This is a genomic window from Streptomyces sp. NPDC014801 (assembly GCF_043082085.1).
Taxonomy (GTDB): domain Bacteria; phylum Actinomycetota; class Actinomycetes; order Streptomycetales; family Streptomycetaceae; genus Streptomyces.
Genome location: NZ_JBIBXG010000003.1, coordinates 307,074 through 323,269, shown reverse-complemented (window position 1 = coordinate 323,269; position 16,196 = coordinate 307,074). Strand labels below are relative to the sequence as shown.

Annotated in this window: 13 protein-coding genes; 10 read left to right on the top strand and 3 right to left on the bottom strand. The window is 72.4% G+C overall.

Annotation, left to right across the window (positions count from 1 at the left end):
* Window positions 1–91 precede the first annotated feature (91 nt).
* Genes tkt through ACF1AL_RS08055 form a run of 8 tightly spaced genes read left to right on the top strand, consistent with a single transcriptional unit; the run spans window position 92 to window position 10,440 of the window.
* Window positions 92–2,167, top strand: a complete 2,076-nt coding sequence (gene tkt / locus ACF1AL_RS08090; protein ID WP_391825586.1) for a transketolase — start codon at window positions 92–94, stop codon at window positions 2,165–2,167.
* 19 nt (window positions 2,168–2,186) lie between these two features.
* Window positions 2,187–3,329 carry a transaldolase gene (gene tal, locus ACF1AL_RS08085; RefSeq protein ID WP_391825585.1) on the top strand — a complete coding sequence of 381 codons (1,143 nt, stop codon included), beginning with the start codon at window positions 2,187–2,189 and terminating at the stop codon, window positions 3,327–3,329.
* Window positions 3,330–4,892, top strand: a complete 1,563-nt coding sequence (gene zwf / locus ACF1AL_RS08080; protein ID WP_391695599.1) for a glucose-6-phosphate dehydrogenase — start codon at window positions 3,330–3,332, stop codon at window positions 4,890–4,892.
* Entirely contained in the window at window positions 4,889–5,824 is a 936-nt protein-coding gene (opcA, locus tag ACF1AL_RS08075; protein ID WP_391658207.1) for a glucose-6-phosphate dehydrogenase assembly protein OpcA, read from the top strand. Before zwf ends, opcA begins: the two co-directional genes overlap by 4 nt.
* A complete protein-coding gene (pgi, locus tag ACF1AL_RS08070) occupies window positions 5,817–7,463 on the top strand; it encodes a glucose-6-phosphate isomerase (protein WP_391825584.1) in 1,647 nt (548 codons plus the stop codon). Before opcA ends, pgi begins: the two co-directional genes overlap by 8 nt.
* A gap of 2 nt (window positions 7,464–7,465) precedes the next feature.
* On the top strand, window positions 7,466–8,350 hold the full coding sequence (gene gnd / locus ACF1AL_RS08065; protein ID WP_366836842.1) for a phosphogluconate dehydrogenase (NAD(+)-dependent, decarboxylating): 885 nt from the start codon (window positions 7,466–7,468) through the stop codon (window positions 8,348–8,350).
* A 5-nt stretch (window positions 8,351–8,355) separates the two neighbouring features.
* Window positions 8,356–8,937, top strand: coding sequence for a histidine phosphatase family protein (locus tag ACF1AL_RS08060; RefSeq protein WP_386419778.1), 582 nt, complete (start codon window positions 8,356–8,358; stop codon window positions 8,935–8,937).
* A 45-nt stretch (window positions 8,938–8,982) separates the two neighbouring features.
* A complete protein-coding gene (locus tag ACF1AL_RS08055) occupies window positions 8,983–10,440 on the top strand; it encodes a membrane-associated oxidoreductase (protein ID WP_391825583.1) in 1,458 nt (485 codons plus the stop codon).
* On the opposite strand, the gene ACF1AL_RS08050 is transcribed toward ACF1AL_RS08055, so the two are convergent.
* Window positions 10,427–12,226: a TIM barrel protein gene (locus ACF1AL_RS08050; RefSeq protein WP_366836839.1), complete on the bottom strand. Its 1,800-nt coding sequence runs from the start codon at window positions 12,224–12,226 to the stop codon at window positions 10,427–10,429. The genes ACF1AL_RS08055 and ACF1AL_RS08050 overlap by 14 nt on opposite strands.
* An 8-nt stretch (window positions 12,227–12,234) precedes the next feature.
* The gene (locus ACF1AL_RS08045) at window positions 12,235–13,113 is read right to left on the bottom strand and encodes a shikimate dehydrogenase (protein ID WP_391779854.1); all 879 of its coding nucleotides are present in this window, start codon (window positions 13,111–13,113) and stop codon (window positions 12,235–12,237) included.
* Between the two features lie 137 nt (window positions 13,114–13,250).
* On the opposite strand from ACF1AL_RS08045, the gene ACF1AL_RS08040 reads away from it, so the two are divergent.
* Complete coding sequence (locus ACF1AL_RS08040; protein WP_391825582.1) at window positions 13,251–13,916, top strand: TetR family transcriptional regulator; 666 nt, start codon at window positions 13,251–13,253, stop codon at window positions 13,914–13,916.
* 196 nt (window positions 13,917–14,112) lie between these two features.
* On the top strand, window positions 14,113–15,471 hold the full coding sequence (locus ACF1AL_RS08035; RefSeq protein ID WP_391825581.1) for an MFS transporter: 1,359 nt from the start codon (window positions 14,113–14,115) through the stop codon (window positions 15,469–15,471).
* 263 nt (window positions 15,472–15,734) lie between these two features.
* Here the strand turns inward: ACF1AL_RS08035 and ACF1AL_RS08030 are convergent, their stop codons facing one another.
* Window positions 15,735–16,073 (bottom strand): extradiol dioxygenase, encoded by a 339-nt coding sequence (locus ACF1AL_RS08030; RefSeq protein WP_366836835.1) that lies wholly within the window; start codon window positions 16,071–16,073, stop codon window positions 15,735–15,737.
* Window positions 16,074–16,196: the final 123 nt, after the last annotated feature.

Genomic DNA, 16,196 nt, shown 5'->3' with positions numbered 1-16,196 from the left:
GACACACGCAGACCTTCCGGCGAATAAGTCAGACTTTTAAGTTTGAACGCGTCAGAGCATAAGCAGCGCTTCTTGCGAGGACTTCTTGAAGATGAGCACGCAGACACCCGACACCCTCGAGTGGACCGACCTCGACCGGCGTGCCGTCGACACCGCGCGGCTGCTGGCCGCGGATGCCGTGCAGAAGGTCGGCAATGGCCACCCCGGCACCGCGATGGCCCTGGCCCCCGCGGCCTACACGATCTTTCAGAAGGTGATGCGGCACGATCCGGCGGACCCGGAGTGGACCGGCCGCGACCGCTTCGTCCTCTCCCCCGGCCACACCTCGCTGACCCTGTACACCCAGCTGTACCTCGCCGGGTACGAGCTGGAGCTGGACGATCTGAAGGCGTTCCGCACGCAGGGCTCCAAGACCCCCGGTCACCCCGAGTACGGTCACACCGCCGGCGTGGAGACCACCACCGGTCCGCTCGGCCAGGGTGTGGCGAACGCCGTCGGCATGGCGATGGCCGCCCGCTACGAGCGCGGCCTGTTCGACCCGGACGCCCCGGCCGGCGCGTCCCCCTTCGACCACACCATCTGGGCGATCGTCTCCGACGGCGACCTGCAGGAGGGCGTCTCCGCCGAGGCCTCCTCGCTGGCCGGGCACCAGAAGCTCGGCAACCTGGTCTTCCTCTACGACGACAACCACATCTCCATCGAGGGCGACACCGCCACCGCGTTCTCCGAGGACGTGCTCAAGCGGTACGAGGCCTACGGCTGGCACACCCAGCGCATCGAGCCCGCCGAGAACGGCGACGTCGACGTGCACGCCCTGTACGCCGCCCTGAGGGCCGCGCAGGCCGAGACCGGGCGGCCCTCCATCATCGCGATGCGCACGATCATCGCCTGGCCCGCCCCGAACGCGCAGAACACCGAGGCCGCCCACGGTTCCGCGCTCGGCGAGGACGAGGTCGCCGCCACCAAGCGCGTCCTCGGCTTCGACCCCGGGAAGTCCTTCCAGGTCGACGCCGACGTGCTCGCCCACACCCGCGCCGCCCTGGACCGCGGCGCCGAGGCGCACGCCGCCTGGGACAAGCAGATCACCGTCTGGCGCGCGGAGCGGCCGGAGCGCGCCGAGCTGTTCGACCGGATCGTCGCCGGCCGGCTCCCGGAGGGCTGGGAGGAGGCGCTGCCGGTCTTCGAGGAGGGCAAGTCCGTCGCCACCCGGGCCGCCTCCGGCAAGGTGCTGCAGTCGCTCGGCGCGGTCGTCCCCGAGCTGTGGGGCGGTTCCGCCGACCTGGCCGGCTCCAACAACACCACCATCGACAAGACGTCGTCGTTCCTGCCGGAGGGCAATCCGCTGCCCGGTGCGAACCCGTACGGCCGTACCGTCCACTTCGGCATCCGCGAGTTCGCCATGGCCGCGGAGATGAACGGCATCGCCCTGCACGGCAACACCCGCGTCTACGGCGGCACCTTCCTGGTGTTCTCCGACTACATGCGCAACGCCGTGCGCATGTCGGCGCTGATGCAGCTCCCGGTGACGTATGTGTGGACGCACGACTCCATCGGCCTCGGCGAGGACGGCCCGACCCACCAGCCGGTGGAGCACCTGGCCGCGCTGCGGGCCATCCCGGGGCTGAACGTCGTCCGCCCGGCCGATGCCAACGAGACCGCGGCCGCCTGGGCCGAGATCCTGAAGAGGCACGCCACCCGTCCCGCCCCGCACGGGCTCGCGCTCACCCGCCAGGGCGTGCCGACGTACGCGCCGAACCCGGACGCGGCGAAGGGCGGCTACGTGCTGCGCGAGTCGTCCACCGACACCCCGGAGGTGATCATCATCGCCACCGGCTCCGAGGTGCAGCTCGCCGTGGCCGCGCGGGAGCGGCTGGAGGCCGAGGGGATCGGCACCCGCGTGGTGTCGATGCCGTCCGTGGAGTGGTTCGAGGAGCAGCCCCGCGCGTACCGCGACAGCGTCCTGCCGCCCGAGGTGCGGGCCCGGGTCGCCGTGGAGGCCGGGATCGGTCTGACGTGGTACCGCTTCACAGGTGACGCAGGACGCATCGTGTCCCTCGAACACTTCGGCGCCTCCGCCGATGCCGCCACCCTGTTCGCCGAGTACGGCTTCACCCCCGAGAACGTCGCCGCAGCAGCCCGGGAATCGCTGGCTGCCGTGCGCGGTTGATCCGATCGCCAGAAGGAAGATGATCACAGTGACCGAAGCAACCGCACCCGCGGTAGCCCTCAAGCGCCTGTCCGACGCGGGCGTGTCGATCTGGCTGGACGACCTCTCGCGCACCCGCATCGACAGCGGCAACCTCGCCGAGCTCGTCGCCACGAAGCACGTCGTCGGCGTCACCACCAACCCGTCGATCTTCCAGGCCGCCATCGGCTCCGGCGAGGGCTACGAGGCCCAGCTCGCCGAGCTGGCCGTGCGCGGGGTCACGGTCGACGAGGCCGTACGGATGATGACCACCGCCGACGTGCGGGCCGCGGCCGACGTGCTGCGCCCGGTGTACGAGGCGAGCGGCGGCCGTGACGGCCGGGTCTCCATCGAGGTCGACCCGCGTCTCGCGCACCACACGGCGGCGACGATCGCCGAGGCCAAGCAGCTCGCCTGGCTGGTGGACCGCCCCAACGGGATGATCAAGATCCCGGCGACCAAGGCCGGCCTGCCCGCGATCACCGAGGTGATCGCCGAGGGCATCAGCGTGAACGTGACGCTGATCTTCTCCCTGGAGCGCTACCGCGCGGTGATGGACGCCTACCTGGCGGGCCTGGAGAAGGCCGCCGCCAAGGGCCTGGACCTCTCCGCGATCCACTCCGTGGCCTCCTTCTTCGTCTCCCGCGTGGACGCCGAGATCGACAAGCGGCTGTCCGTCCTCGGCACCGACGAGGCGCTCGGCCTCAAGGGCCGTGCGGCGCTCGCCAACGCCCGCCTCGCCTACGCGGCCTATGAGGAGGTCTTCGCCGGTGAGCGCTGGCTCGCCCTGGCCGGCGCGCGGGCGAACAAGCAGCGCCCGCTGTGGGCGTCGACCGGGGTGAAGGACCCGGCGTACAAGGACACCCTGTACGTGGACGAGCTGGTCGCCCCGGGCACCGTCAACACCATGCCCGAGGGCACCCTGAACGCCGTCGCCGACCACGGCGAGATCACCGGCGACACGGTCACCGGCGGCTACGCCCAGGCCCGCGCCGACCTCGCCGCGGTGGAGAAGCTCGGCATCTCCTACGACGCGGTGGTGCAGAAGCTGGAGGACGAGGGCGTCGCCAAGTTCGAGACGGCGTGGCAGGACCTGCTGAACGCCGTGGCGAAGGCCCTGGACAGCAAGGGGGTGGCAGCGTAAATGACCGCGACACCACTGATGGAGCTGACGGCGCCGGCCGCCGGCTGGGCCAATCCGCTGCGCGACGCGCGCGACCGCCGGCTGCCGCGGATCGCGGGCCCCTCGGGGCTGGTCATCTTCGGCGTGACCGGCGACCTGTCCCGCAAGAAGCTGATGCCGGCCGTGTACGACCTCGCCAACCGCGGCCTGCTGCCGCCGGGCTTCTCGCTGGTGGGCTTCGCCCGCCGGGACTGGGAGGACCAGGACTTCGCGCAGGTCGTGCACGACGCGGTCAAGGAGCACGCCCGCACCCCGTTCCGTGAGGAGGTGTGGCAGCAGCTGTCGGAGGGCATGCGCTTCATCCCCGGCGACTTCGACGACGACACCGCCTTCGACCAGCTGCGCCAGACCGTCGACGAGCTCGACGCGGCCCGCGGCACCAGCGGCAACTACGCCTTCTACCTCTCCGTGCCGCCGAAGTTCTTCCCGAAGGTCGTCCAGCAGCTGAAGAAGCACGGCCTGGCGGACGGACCGGAGGGCTCCTGGCGCCGCGCGGTGATCGAGAAGCCGTTCGGCCACGATCTCGCGAGCGCCCGCGAGCTGAACGCGATCGTGCACGAGGTGTTCGAGCCGGACCAGGTGTTCCGCATCGACCACTACCTGGGCAAGGAGACCGTCCAGAACATCCTGGCGCTGCGCTTCGCCAACCAGATGTTCGAGCCGATCTGGAACCGGTCGTACGTCGACCACATCCAGATCACCATGGCCGAGGACATCGGCATCGGCGGCCGCGCCGGCTACTACGACGGCATCGGCTCGGCCCGGGACGTCATCCAGAACCACCTGCTGCAGCTGTTGGCCCTCACCGCCATGGAGGAGCCGGCCGCGTTCGACGCCGAGTCGCTGCTCACCGAGAAGCTGAAGGTTCTCAAGGCCGTCCGGCTCCCCGACGACCTCGGCAGGCACACCGTGCGCGGCCAGTACGCCCCCGCCTGGCAGGGCGGCGCGAAGGTGCGCGGCTACCTGGAGGAGGACGGCATCGACCCGGACTCCACCACCGACACCTACGCGGCGATCAAGCTCGGCATCGACAACCGCCGCTGGGCGGGCGTCCCGTTCTATCTGCGCACCGGCAAGCGGCTGGGCCGCCGGGTCACCGAGATCGCGGTCGTCTTCCAGCGCGCCCCGCACTCCCCGTTCGACTCCACGGCGACCGAGGAGCTCGGCCAGAACGCGATCGTCATCCGCGTCCAGCCCGACGAGGGCGTGACGGTCCGCTTCGGTTCCAAGGTGCCGGGCACCTCCATGGAGATCCGGGACGTGACGATGGACTTCGCCTACGGCGAGTCGTTCACGGAGTCCAGCCCGGAGGCGTACGAGCGCCTCATCCTGGACGTGCTGCTCGGCGACGCCAACCTGTTCCCGCGCCACCAGGAAGTGGAAGAGTCCTGGAAGATCCTCGACCCGATCGAGGGCTACTGGGCCACCCACGGCAGGCCGGCGCAGTACCCGTCGGGCAGCTGGGGACCCAAGGAAGCGGACGAGATGCTCGCACGAGACGGACGGAGCTGGCGCAGGCCATGAGGATCGACCTGACCGACACCACGGCAAGCAAGGTCAACAAGGCGCTCGTCCAGGGCCGCCGGGCCATCGGCACCCCGGCCGTGGGCATGGTCCTGACGATGGTGATCGTCACCGACGAGGAGAACGCCTACGACGCGATCAAGGCGGCCGAGGAGGCCTCGCACGAGCATCCCTCGCGCACCCTGGTCGTCATCAAGCGGCACGCCCGCACCCCCCGCGACCGCCAGGCTTCCCGCCTGGACGCCGAGGTCCGGGTGGGCTCGGAGGCCGGCACCGGCGAGACGGTCGTGCTGCGCACCTACGGCGAGGTGTCCGACCACGCCGACTCCGTCGTGCTGCCGCTGCTGCTGCCCGACGCCCCGGTCGTCGTGTGGTGGCCGGTGGACGCGCCGGAGAACCCCTCCAAGGACCCGCTCGGGGCGCTCGCCCAGCGCCGGATCACCGACCTGTACGCGGTCGAGGACCCGCTGCGGATGCTGGAGACCCGCGAGCGCACCTACGCCCCCGGCGACACCGACCTCGCCTGGACCCGGCTCACCCCGTGGCGCTCGATGCTGGCCGCGGCGCTGGACCAGGCCCGCGCCAAGGTGATCTCGGCGGCCGTGGAGGCCGAGGCCGAGAACCCGGCCGCCGAGCTGCTCGCCCGCTGGCTGGAGGCCCGCCTCGGCGTGAGCGTGGACCGTGTGGTCACCGCGGGCCCGGTCGTCACCGCGGTGCGCCTGGGCACCGCCGAGGGCGAGATCGTCATCGACCGCCCCGAGGGCCCGCTGGCCACGCTGACGCTGCCCGGCCAGCCCCCGCGCACCCTGGCGCTGAAGGTCCGCGCCACCTCCGAACTCATCGCCGAGGAGCTGCGCCGCCTCGACGCCGACGAGATGTACGCCGTCGCCCTGCGCGGCGAGGGCAGCAAGGAGACGTCCGCCCATGTCTGAGACCCCGTCGCTGAACCGCCGGCCCGAGTGGACCGCGCTGGAGGACCACCGCGCCGCGTGGCAGTCGCATCTGCGGGATCTGTTCGCGAACGATCCCGGGCGCGCCGAGCGGTACGTCGTCACGGCCGGCGACCTGCGCATCGACTACTCCAAGCACCTGGTGACGGACGAGACGCTCGCCCTGCTGCAGGAACTGGCCGCCGCGACCGATGTGTTCGGTCTGCGGGACGCGATGTTCCGCGGCGAGAAGATCAACGTCACCGAGCGGCGGGCCGTGCTGCACACCGCGCTGCGCGCCCCGCGTGACGCGGTCGTCGAGGTCGACGGCGAGAACGTGGTGCCCAAGGTGCACGCCGTCCTCGACAAGATGAGCGACTTCGCGCAGCGGGTGCGCTCCGGGGAGTGGACCGGTCACACCGGCAAGCGCATCCGCAACGTCGTCAACATCGGCATCGGCGGCTCCGATCTGGGCCCGGCGATGGCGTACGAGGCCCTGCGCGCCTACACGGCACGGGAGTTGACGTTCCGTTTCGTCTCCAACGTGGACGGCGCCGACCTGCACGAGGCGCTGCAGGGCCTGGACCCGGCGGAGACGCTGTTCATCGTGGCGTCGAAGACGTTCACGACGATCGAGACGATCACCAACGCCACCTCGGCGCGCGCATGGCTCCTGGAGGGCCTGGGCGGTGACGAGAAGGCCGTCGCGCAGCACTTCGTCGCGCTGTCGACGAACGGCGAGAAGGTCGCCGAGTTCGGCATCGACACCGAGAACATGTTCGAGTTCTGGGACTGGGTCGGCGGACGCTACTCCTACGACTCCGCGATCGGCCTGTCCCTGATGATCGCGATCGGCCCGGACCGCTTCCGGGAGATGCTCGACGGCTTCCACATCATCGACGAGCACTTCCGCACCGCGCCCGCCGAGGCCAACGCCCCGCTCCTGCTGGGCCTGCTCGGCATCTGGTACGGCAACTTCTTCGACGCCCAGTCGCACGCCGTGCTCCCCTACAGCCACTACCTGTCCAAGTTCACCGCCTACCTGCAGCAGCTGGACATGGAGTCCAACGGCAAGTCGGTCCAGCGCGACGGCCGCCCGGTGGACTGGCAGACCGGCCCCGTCGTGTGGGGCACGCCCGGCACCAACGGGCAGCACGCCTACTACCAGCTCATCCACCAGGGCACCAAGCTCATCCCGGCCGACTTCATCGGCTTCGCCCGCCCGGTGGCCGAGCTCGACGACCGGCTCAAGGCCCAGCACGACCTGCTGATGGCCAACTTCTTCGCCCAGACGCAGGCCCTCGCCTTCGGCAAGACCGGCGACGAGGTACGTGCCGAGGGCGCGCCCGAGGAGCAGGTCACCGCCCGCACCTTCCAGGGCAACCACCCGACCACCACCGTCCTGGCCCCCGAGCTGACCCCGTCCGTGCTCGGTCAGCTGGTCGCCCTCTACGAGCACAAGGTGTTCGTGCAGGGCGCGATCTGGAACATCGACTCCTTCGACCAGTGGGGCGTGGAACTGGGCAAGGTCCTCGCCAAGCGCGTCGAACCCGCCCTCACCGAAGGCGCGGACGTACCCGGCCTCGACCCGTCCACCGCAGCGCTCGTCGCGGCCTACCGCGACCTCAAGGAAGTGAAGTAACCATGCAGATCGGTCTTGTTGGTCTCGGCAAGATGGGCGGCAACATGCGCGAACGCCTGCGCAACGCCGGCCACGAGGTCGTCGGGTACGACACCAACCCCGAGATCTCCGACGTCGACAACCTCGTCGAGCTCGCCGACCGGCTCGCCGCGCCGCGCGCGGTGTGGGTCATGGTCCCGGCCGGCGCCGCCACCCAGAACGTCATCGACCAGCTGTCGGGCATCCTCAAGCCCGGCGACACGGTCATCGACGGCGGCAACTCCCGCTGGACCGACGACGAGAAGCACGCCGAGGAGCTCGCCAAGCGCGGCATCGGCTTCGTCGACGCGGGCGTCTCCGGCGGCGTGTGGGGCCTGCAGAACGGCTACGCGCTGATGGTCGGCGGCGAGAAGGAGCACGTCGACCGGCTCAAGCCGATCTTCGACGCCCTCAAGCCGGAAGGCCCCTACGGCTACGTCCACGCGGGCAGGGTCGGCGCCGGCCACTTCGCGAAGATGGTCCACAACGGCATCGAGTACGCGATGATGCAGGCCTACGCCGAGGGCTGGGAGCTGCTGGAGAAGGTCGACTCCGTGGACAACGTCCGCGAGGTCTTCCGCTCCTGGCAGGAGGGCACCGTCATCCGCTCCTGGCTGCTGGACCTCGCCGTCAACGCCCTCGACGAGGACGAGCACCTGAACAAGCTGCGCGGCTACGCCGAGGACTCCGGCGAGGGCCGCTGGACGGTCGAGGCGGCCATCGACAACGCGGTGCCGCTGCCCGCGATCACGGCCTCCCTCTTCGCCCGGTTCGCCTCCCGGCAGGAGGACTCGCCGCAGATGAAGATGATCGCGGCGCTGCGCAACCAGTTCGGCGGCCACGCCGTCGAGTCCGCGAAGAAGGACTGAGCGCCGTGGGGGACCTCTTCCTGGTCCGCCACGGAGAGACCGAGTGGAGCCTGACGGGACGGCACACCAGCTTCACCGACCTGCCCCTCACCACGCACGGTGAGGAGCAGGCCAAGTCCCTGGCTCCGCTGCTGTCCGGACGGCCCTTCGCGCTGGCTCTCACGAGCCCGCTGCGGCGGGCCGTCCGCACGGCCGAACTGGCGGGCGTCATGGGGGCCGTACCCGACCCCGATCTGCACGAGTGGGACTACGGGGCGTACGAGGGTGTCACCACCGTCGACATCCACCGCACGCGCCCCGAGTGGGACCTGTGGACCGACGGCGTGCCGCCCGGCGACAGCCCCGGCGAATCGCCGGACCAGGTGGGCGCCCGGGCGGACCGGGTGCTGTCCCGCGTGGTCCCCGCGCTCGACGCCGGCGATGTCGTCCTGGTCGCCCACGCGCACTTCCTGCGCGTGCTGACCGCCCGCCGCCTGGGCCTGCCGGCCCGCGAGGGACGGCTGTTCCAGCTGGCGACGGGCACGCTGAGCCGCCTGTCCACGGAACACGGGCGACCGGTGGTCGCGGAGTGGAACACGTCGGCGTAGAGGCGTGGTTGACACCCGCTCCCCGCCGGGTCAGAGTCCCCGCTGATGGAGATCAACGACCTGACACCGGCCGAGGAGCGGGTGTGGCGCGCGTTCCCGCGGGGCGAGAACGTGGACTTCCGCGACACACCCGACGAGGACGCCGCCACCGGAGGGGACTGGGGCCCGGAGCGGACCCTGCGGGCCTCGGTCCTGCGCGCGCTGCTGGTCGGCGCGCCCGCCGAGGACGGCGAGATATCCGCGCTGCGGATCACCGGGGCCCGCATCACCGGCCCGCTCGATCTCACCTACGCGGTGCTCGACCGGCCGGTCCGCATGAGCCACTGCCACTTCGACGGGCATCTGGAGTTCTACGGCACCCGGCTGCCGCGCCTCAATCTGCGCGGCTCCGTGCTGCCCGGGCTGCGTCTGGCCAGCGCCCGTGTCGACGGCTCGGTGCTGATGAGCGGCTGCCGGGCGGGCCGGCTGATGCTCGCGGGAACCGAGATCGGGGGCGCCGTCTTCCTGGAGCGGGCCGAACTCGGTGCGGAGGACGACGCGCCCGTGCTCCAGCTCAACCAGACCGCCATCGGCGACGACCTGTGGGCCCCCGGCCTGCGAACCCGCGGGGAGATACGGGCCACCGGCGCGTCCGTCGCCGGCTCGGTCAACCTCAACGAGTCCCGGCTCACCCACCCCGGGCGGACGGCGCTCGACGCCGAGACACTCACCGTCGAGGGCGACGTCCAGATCCGGCACGCGGAAGTGCGCGGCGGGGTGGGCCTGCGCGGCGCCCGCATCGCCGGCCGGCTCGACCTGTCGTACACCCTGCTGTCCCATCCGGGCGGCACGGCGCTGCAGGCGAGCAGCTGTTCGCTGGGCGAGCTGTGGCTGCGCCGCGGTCCCGCCGTGGAGGGCACCCTCAACCTGCGCCGGAGCCAGCTGGAGGCCCTGTTCGTGGATCCGGAGGTGGTGCCGGACTCCGTCCACCTGAGCGACCTCACCTATGCCGCGCTCGCCCCGCACATCCCCGCCGAGCACCGGCTGCCCATGCTGGAGCGCGACCGCGACGGCTATGTCCCGCACGCCTACGAACAGCTCACCGCCGCCTACCGGCGCATCGGCGACGACCACGCCGTCCGGCTCGTGCAGCTCGCCAAGCAGCGCCGGCACCGGCGGACCCTGCCCTGGTTCGGCCGGATGTGGGGCCTGGTCCAGGACGTCACCGTCGGCTACGGCTTCCGGCCGCTGCGGGCCGCCGTCTGGCTGCTGTCGCTGCTCGCGATCGGCTCGGCCGCCTTCGCGCTGCACCACCCGCAGCCGCTGAAGGCGGGCGAGGCACCGCCGTTCAACCCGGTGTTCTACACCCTCGACCTGCTGCTGCCGGTGCTCTCCTTCGGGCAGGAGTCGGCGTACGCGCCGCGCGGCGGGTACCAGGCCCTCGCCTACGCGCTCGTCCTCACCGGCTGGATCCTGGCGTCCACCGTGATCGCCGGCGTCACCCGCACCGTCAGCCGCCAGTGAGGTCGCCCGCCGTGTGCTGCGCGGCGAGCCGCACCGGTGCGTTCGCCGCGCCGTAGCCCTGGTAGCCGCCGTCGCGCTGGACGAGTTCGAAGAAGACGTGGCCGGTCGTGCGGGTGTAGCAGTGGCGGAACTCGCCGCCGTCCGGGTCGCGGTCGTAGAGGATGCCGAGCTCGCGGTAGGCGGCCAGCTCCTCCTCGGGCAGGTCGAAGCGGGCGGCGAGGTCGTCGTGGTAGTTCGCCGGGACCGGCAGCAGCCGCCCGCCCGCCGCGCGGAAGCGGCGCGCCGCGGCGACGACGTCGTCGCAGGCCAGGGCGATGTGCCGGGCGTGCACGGTGGCGTCGCCGGGGGCCGCGCCCACGGTCAGGGCGAGGCGGACGCTGCCGTCGGCGTTCGCCACGGCGCGGCTGCGCAGCAGGCCGTAGGGGTCGGCGAGGTCCACGCTCTCCTGGGCGTCCAGGCCGAGGACGGCGCGGTGGAAGAGGGCGGCCTCGTCGAAGTGGTGCCAGGGCTGGGTGAGCGCGAGGTGGTCGATGCGCCCGGTGCCGGTGTCCGGCGCGCTCGGGGCGAGGTCGGTGAAGTCGGCCCGCCAGTCGGGCTGTCGGGGCGTGCGGCCGCCGCAGAAGAACAGTTCCGTGCCGTCGGGTGCGGCGACCGCGTCCAGCGGGGCGTCCTCGGGGGCGCGGCGGCGCGGCAGCACGGGCGCGAGGAGGGCCTCGGCGCGGCGGGCGGCGCCGGCCGGGTCGGGTGACTGCAGGCCGATCGCGGCGAGCCGGGTGCCGTCGCGGCGGGCGGCCGGGCCGGTGTTGACCAGGATCCGCGCGTCGCCCTGTTCCCACAGGTCGACGGGTTTGCCGCGGTGGCGGGCGGTGCGGGTGAAGCCGAGCGCGCCGAGCACCGCCGCGAGGGGCGCGGGGTCGGGGGTGACGAGTTCGGCGAAGGCGATGCCGGTGGGCACGACGGGCTCGGGCGGGGTGGCCGCGCCCGTCTGCTCCTGCAGGACCAGCAGGGAGCGCCGCCCGTCGACGGCGGTGGGGCCGGGGTCGGCCTGCCGGAAGACGTCGTTGAAGACCTCCAGGGAGAGCGGGCCGGTGTAGCCGGTGGCCAGCACGTGCCGGACCAGTCCGGCCACGTCGAAGCCGCCCTGGCCGGGGAAGCAGCGGTAGTGGCGGCTCCACTGCAGGACGTCCATGGCCAGGCGGGGGGCGTCGGCGAGCTGGAGGAAGAAGATCTTCTCGCCGGGGATGTCCTCGATGCCCTTGGGGTCCGAGCCGCGCGAGAGGATGTGGAAGCTGTCCAGGCAGGTGCCGAGTGCCGGATGGTCCGCGGCCTCGACGATCCGCCAGGCGTGGTCGTACGTGGACACGTGCCGGCCCCAGGCGAGGGCCTCGTAGGCGACGCGGATCCCGTGCTCGTGCGCGAGGCCGGCGAGCCGGGCGAGCTGCTCGGCGGCGAGGGCGTCGTCGTCGACGGCGAGCGGGTGGACGCTGGAGCAGACGAGGACGGTGTCCGCGCCGAGCCGGCGCATCAGCTCGAACTTGTGGCGGGCGCGGCGCAGTGCGCGGGCGAACTCGTCCTCGGGCAGCGCCTCCAGGTCCCGCATCGGCTGGTAGAGGTCGATGGTGAGGCCGAGGTCGGCGCAGCGGGCGCGGATCTCCTCGGGGGTGAGGGGGCTGGCGAGCAGGTCGTTCTCGAAGATCTCTACGCCGTCGAAGCCGGCCCGGGCGGCGGCGGTGAGCTTCTCGGTGAGGGAGCCGCTGAGGCAGACGGTGGCGATGGCGGTGCGCATGGGGGGCCTCACGGGGTGGTGGTCGCGGCGGCGCCGGTCAGGGCGGCGAGGTCGGCGAGCATGGCCGTGCTGTCGGGTTCCCGCCCGGTGAACAGGCGGAACGCGTCGGCGGCCTGGAAGGCGGCCATGCCGCCGCCGTCGAGGGTGGCGCAGCCGAGGGCCCGCGCGGTGCGCAGCAGTTCGGTCTGCAGCGGGCGGTAGACCACCTCGGCGACCCACAGGCCGGGGTGCAGCAGTTCCGCGGCGAGCGGCAGGCCGGGGTGGGCGGCCATGCCGGTGGGGGTGGCGTGGATGACGCCGTCGGCGCGCTCCAGGAGCGCGGGCAGCTCCCGGGGGCCGGCGGCGGCCGCGCGGCCGGCACCGAAGTGGGCGGTCAGGGAGGAGGCGAGGGCGGCGGCCCGTTCGGGCCGGGCGTCGACGAGGGTGATCCTTCCGGCGCCGAGGGTGAGCGCCGCGTGGGCGACGGCCGCGCCGGCGCCGCCCGCGCCGAGCTGCACGACCCGCTCCAGCGGGGCGTCGGGCAGGCCACGCGCGAAGGAGGCGGCGAAGCCGGTGACGTCGGTGTTGTGGCCGACGGCCCGCCCGCCGTCGAAGACGACGGTGTTGACCGCGCCGAGCGCCTCGGCCTGCGGGTCGAGTGCGTCCAGGTGGCCGATCACGAGCTGCTTGCAGGGGTGGGTGATGTTGAGCCCGTCGTAGCCGAGGTCGCGCGCGGAGCGCACCAGGTCGCCGACGGCCTCGGGCCGCATGCCGAGCGTGTCGAGGTCGAGGAGGCGGTACAGGTAGCGCAGGCCCTGGCGGTCGGCCTCCCGCTGGTGCAGCGCCGGGCTGAGGGACGGACCGATGCCGGAACCGATCAGTCCGACGAGAAACGAGTCACCGGGCACGGGAGACCTCCGGAGCTAATGTACGAACCAGTACGTTAGCTATATCAGCCGGACGGGCCCGCGAAAAGCCCCTCCCCGCACCCGACCCGCCGCCTTCTACAATCTGCGGCACTGGCCCAACGCACCGGGGGAAGCCCATGACCAGCGTCGACGAACCGGCACGCACCGGCGCGCGCACCCGCGACGCCGCCCGCACGAAGGCCGAGATCCTCGACGTGGCGACCCAGGAGTTCGCCCGGGCCGGCTACGACGGGGCCCGCGTCGACGAGATCGCCGCCCGCACCCGCACCACGAAGCGGATGATCTACTACTACTTCGGCGGCAAGGAGCAGCTGTTCACGGCCGTGCTGGAGCGGGCGTACGCGGTGATCCGGGAGGCCGAGCAGCAGCTGGACGTGGAGCATCTGGACCCGGTCGCTGCCATCCGGCGGCTGGCCCAGCTGACCTTCGACCACCACGAACAGCACCCGGACTTCATCCGGCTCGTCAGCATCGAGAACATCCACGAGGCCGAGCACATCGCGGCCTCCGAGGAGCTGGGCCGGATCGGCTCCCCGGCACTGGACGTCATCCGCCGCATCCTGGCCGCCGGGCAGGAGTCGGGCCTGTTCACGGCCGATGTCGACGCCGTCGACCTGCACGCGATGATCAGCGCGTTCTGCTTCTTCCGGGTCGCCAACCGGCACACCTTCGGGGCGCTGTTCGACCGCGACCTGCTGGCCCCGGCCGAGCGGGAGCGCTACCGCACCATGCTGGGCGACATGGTCATCGCCTATCTGACCGCCGAGCGCGCCGCCGGCTGAGCCGGCGGGCCGCCGCGGCGTGCGCACCTCTTGACAGCACGGAAACACGGGCGCAACATCGCTTGCCATCGCGACTAACTACCCAGTGGGTTAATTAGCCGAGGATCCGGCTCTCCCCCACGCTTCCCGCGTCCTCGCGCGCCGTTCCCCGCTCACTCCGTTCCGCCTACGGTGGAGTCCCCCGAAGGAGCACGCCGTGTCCGTCCCCGCCGCATCGCCCGACGCCCCCGCCCCGCCCAGCCAGGCCAGGAAGGCGGCCGCCGCCGCCTGGATCGGCAGCGCCCTGGAGTACTTCGACTTCTTCATCTACGGCAGCGCCGCCGCCCTGATCTTCCCGAAGGTCTTCTTCGACTCCTCCGACCCGGCGACCGCGACCCTGCTCTCGCTCGCCACGTTCGGTGTCGCCTACGCGGCCCGCCCGGTCGGCGCGCTCTTCCTCGGACATGTCGGCGACCGGCTCGGCCGCAAGAAGATCATGGTGTTCACGCTGATCCTGATGGGCGTCTCGACGTTCCTGATCGGCTGTCTGCCCACCCGCGCCCAGGTCGGCGGCCTGGCCCCGGTGCTGCTCGTGGCCTGCCGGGTGCTGCAGGGCATCTCGGCGGCCGGCGAGCAGGCCAGCGCCAGTTCCATGACGCTGGAGCACGCCCCGCCGCACCGGCGCGGCTTCTTCACCAGCTTCACGCTCGGCGGCACCCAGGGCGGCCAGCTCATCGCCACGCTCGTGTTCCTGCCGATCGCCGCACTGCCGGAGGACCAACTGCTGTCCTGGGGCTGGCGGGTGCCGTTCTGGATGAGCATCGCGGTCGCCGTGGCCGGCTACCTGGTGCGGCGCCGGCTCGCCGAGACCCCGGCCTTCACCCGGCAGGCGGCGACCGAGGGCGTGCCGAAGCTGCCGCTGGTGGTGCTGGTGCGCGAGCACTGGGCGGACGTGCTGCGGGTGATCGCGGGCGCGATGGTCGCCTCGGTGTCCACGATCTTCACGGTGTGGGCGCTGGCGTACGCCACGAGCGACGCGGTGGGCATGAGCCGGTCGTCGATGCTGTGGGTGGGCGCGATCGCCAACCTGGTGGCGCTCGCCGCGATCCCGCTGTGGGCGCGGTTGTCGGACCGGATCGGGCGCCGGCCGGTGTACCTGGCCGGCGCGGCGGGCAGCGCGGTGACCATGGCGCTGTACCTGTGGGCGATCTCCACCGGCTCCTACCCGCTGACCCTGGTGTGCGGCGTCCTCGCCTTCGGGGTCGTCTACAGCGCGGCCAACGGGGTGTGGCCCGCGTTCTACGGCGAGATGTTCTCCACCCGGGTGCGGCTGTCGGGGATGGCGATCGGCACCCAGATCGGGTTCGCGATCTCCGGTTTCGCGGTGACGTTCGCGGCGGAGATCGCCGGGCCGGGCGGTGACGACTGGGCGGCGGTGGCGCTGTTCACGGCCGCGCTGTGCGTGCCGCCGGTGATCGCCGCGCTGTCGGCCCGCGAGACGCACCGGGTGCCGACCCAAGCGCTCGGCGAGCGTTCCCGGCCCGGGGCCGCGGCGCAGGAGACGGTGACGGCCTGACGGTCGCCCGCCGGGGCCCGGGGAGCCGTACGCGACGGCACCCCGGGCTCTGTCGTGTGCGAGGGCATCCCGGGCTCAGTCGTGTGCGACGGCATCCCGGGCCCTGCGTGCGCGCGGGCACGCCGGGTTCCGGTGAATGCGCGGGCACCCCGCGGTCCGGAGAATGCGCGGGCCCCCGGGCCCGGCTTGCGCGCGGGCGCCCCGGGCCCGGCATACGCGCGGGGCCCGGCGGGCGACCTGGCCCCGGCGTGCGCGCGGGCGGGTCAGGGTCGCGGGTGCCGTGGCTCGTACAGGCCGATCTCGCCGCCGCCCGGCAGCCGGAAACCGGTGAGCCGGCCCCAGGGCGCCTCGACGACGGGGCTGAAGTCGACGCCCCGGCCGGTGAGTTCGGCGACGGTCGCGGTCAGGTCGTCGCACATGAGCATCAGCTCGTGCGCCGGCTCGCCGTCCGCGGGGTGGCAGGCCACCTCGGCGGGCGGCATCTTGAAGATCAGCCAGCCGTTGCCGGCATCGACGTGCGGCCAGCCCAGCACGTCCCGGAGGAAGGCCCGGTCGGCCTCCGCGTCCCGGCTGTACAGCACCACGTGCGCCCCATTGATCACGCCGGGGAGGCTAGGCGCCCCGCGCGCCCGCGACAAGCACCGTGCGCCACGCGTCGCCGCTCCCGCGCCCCCGCACAGCGGACGGAGACGGCTCCCTCACCGCGTGTAGCGGCCCGGCGCCGC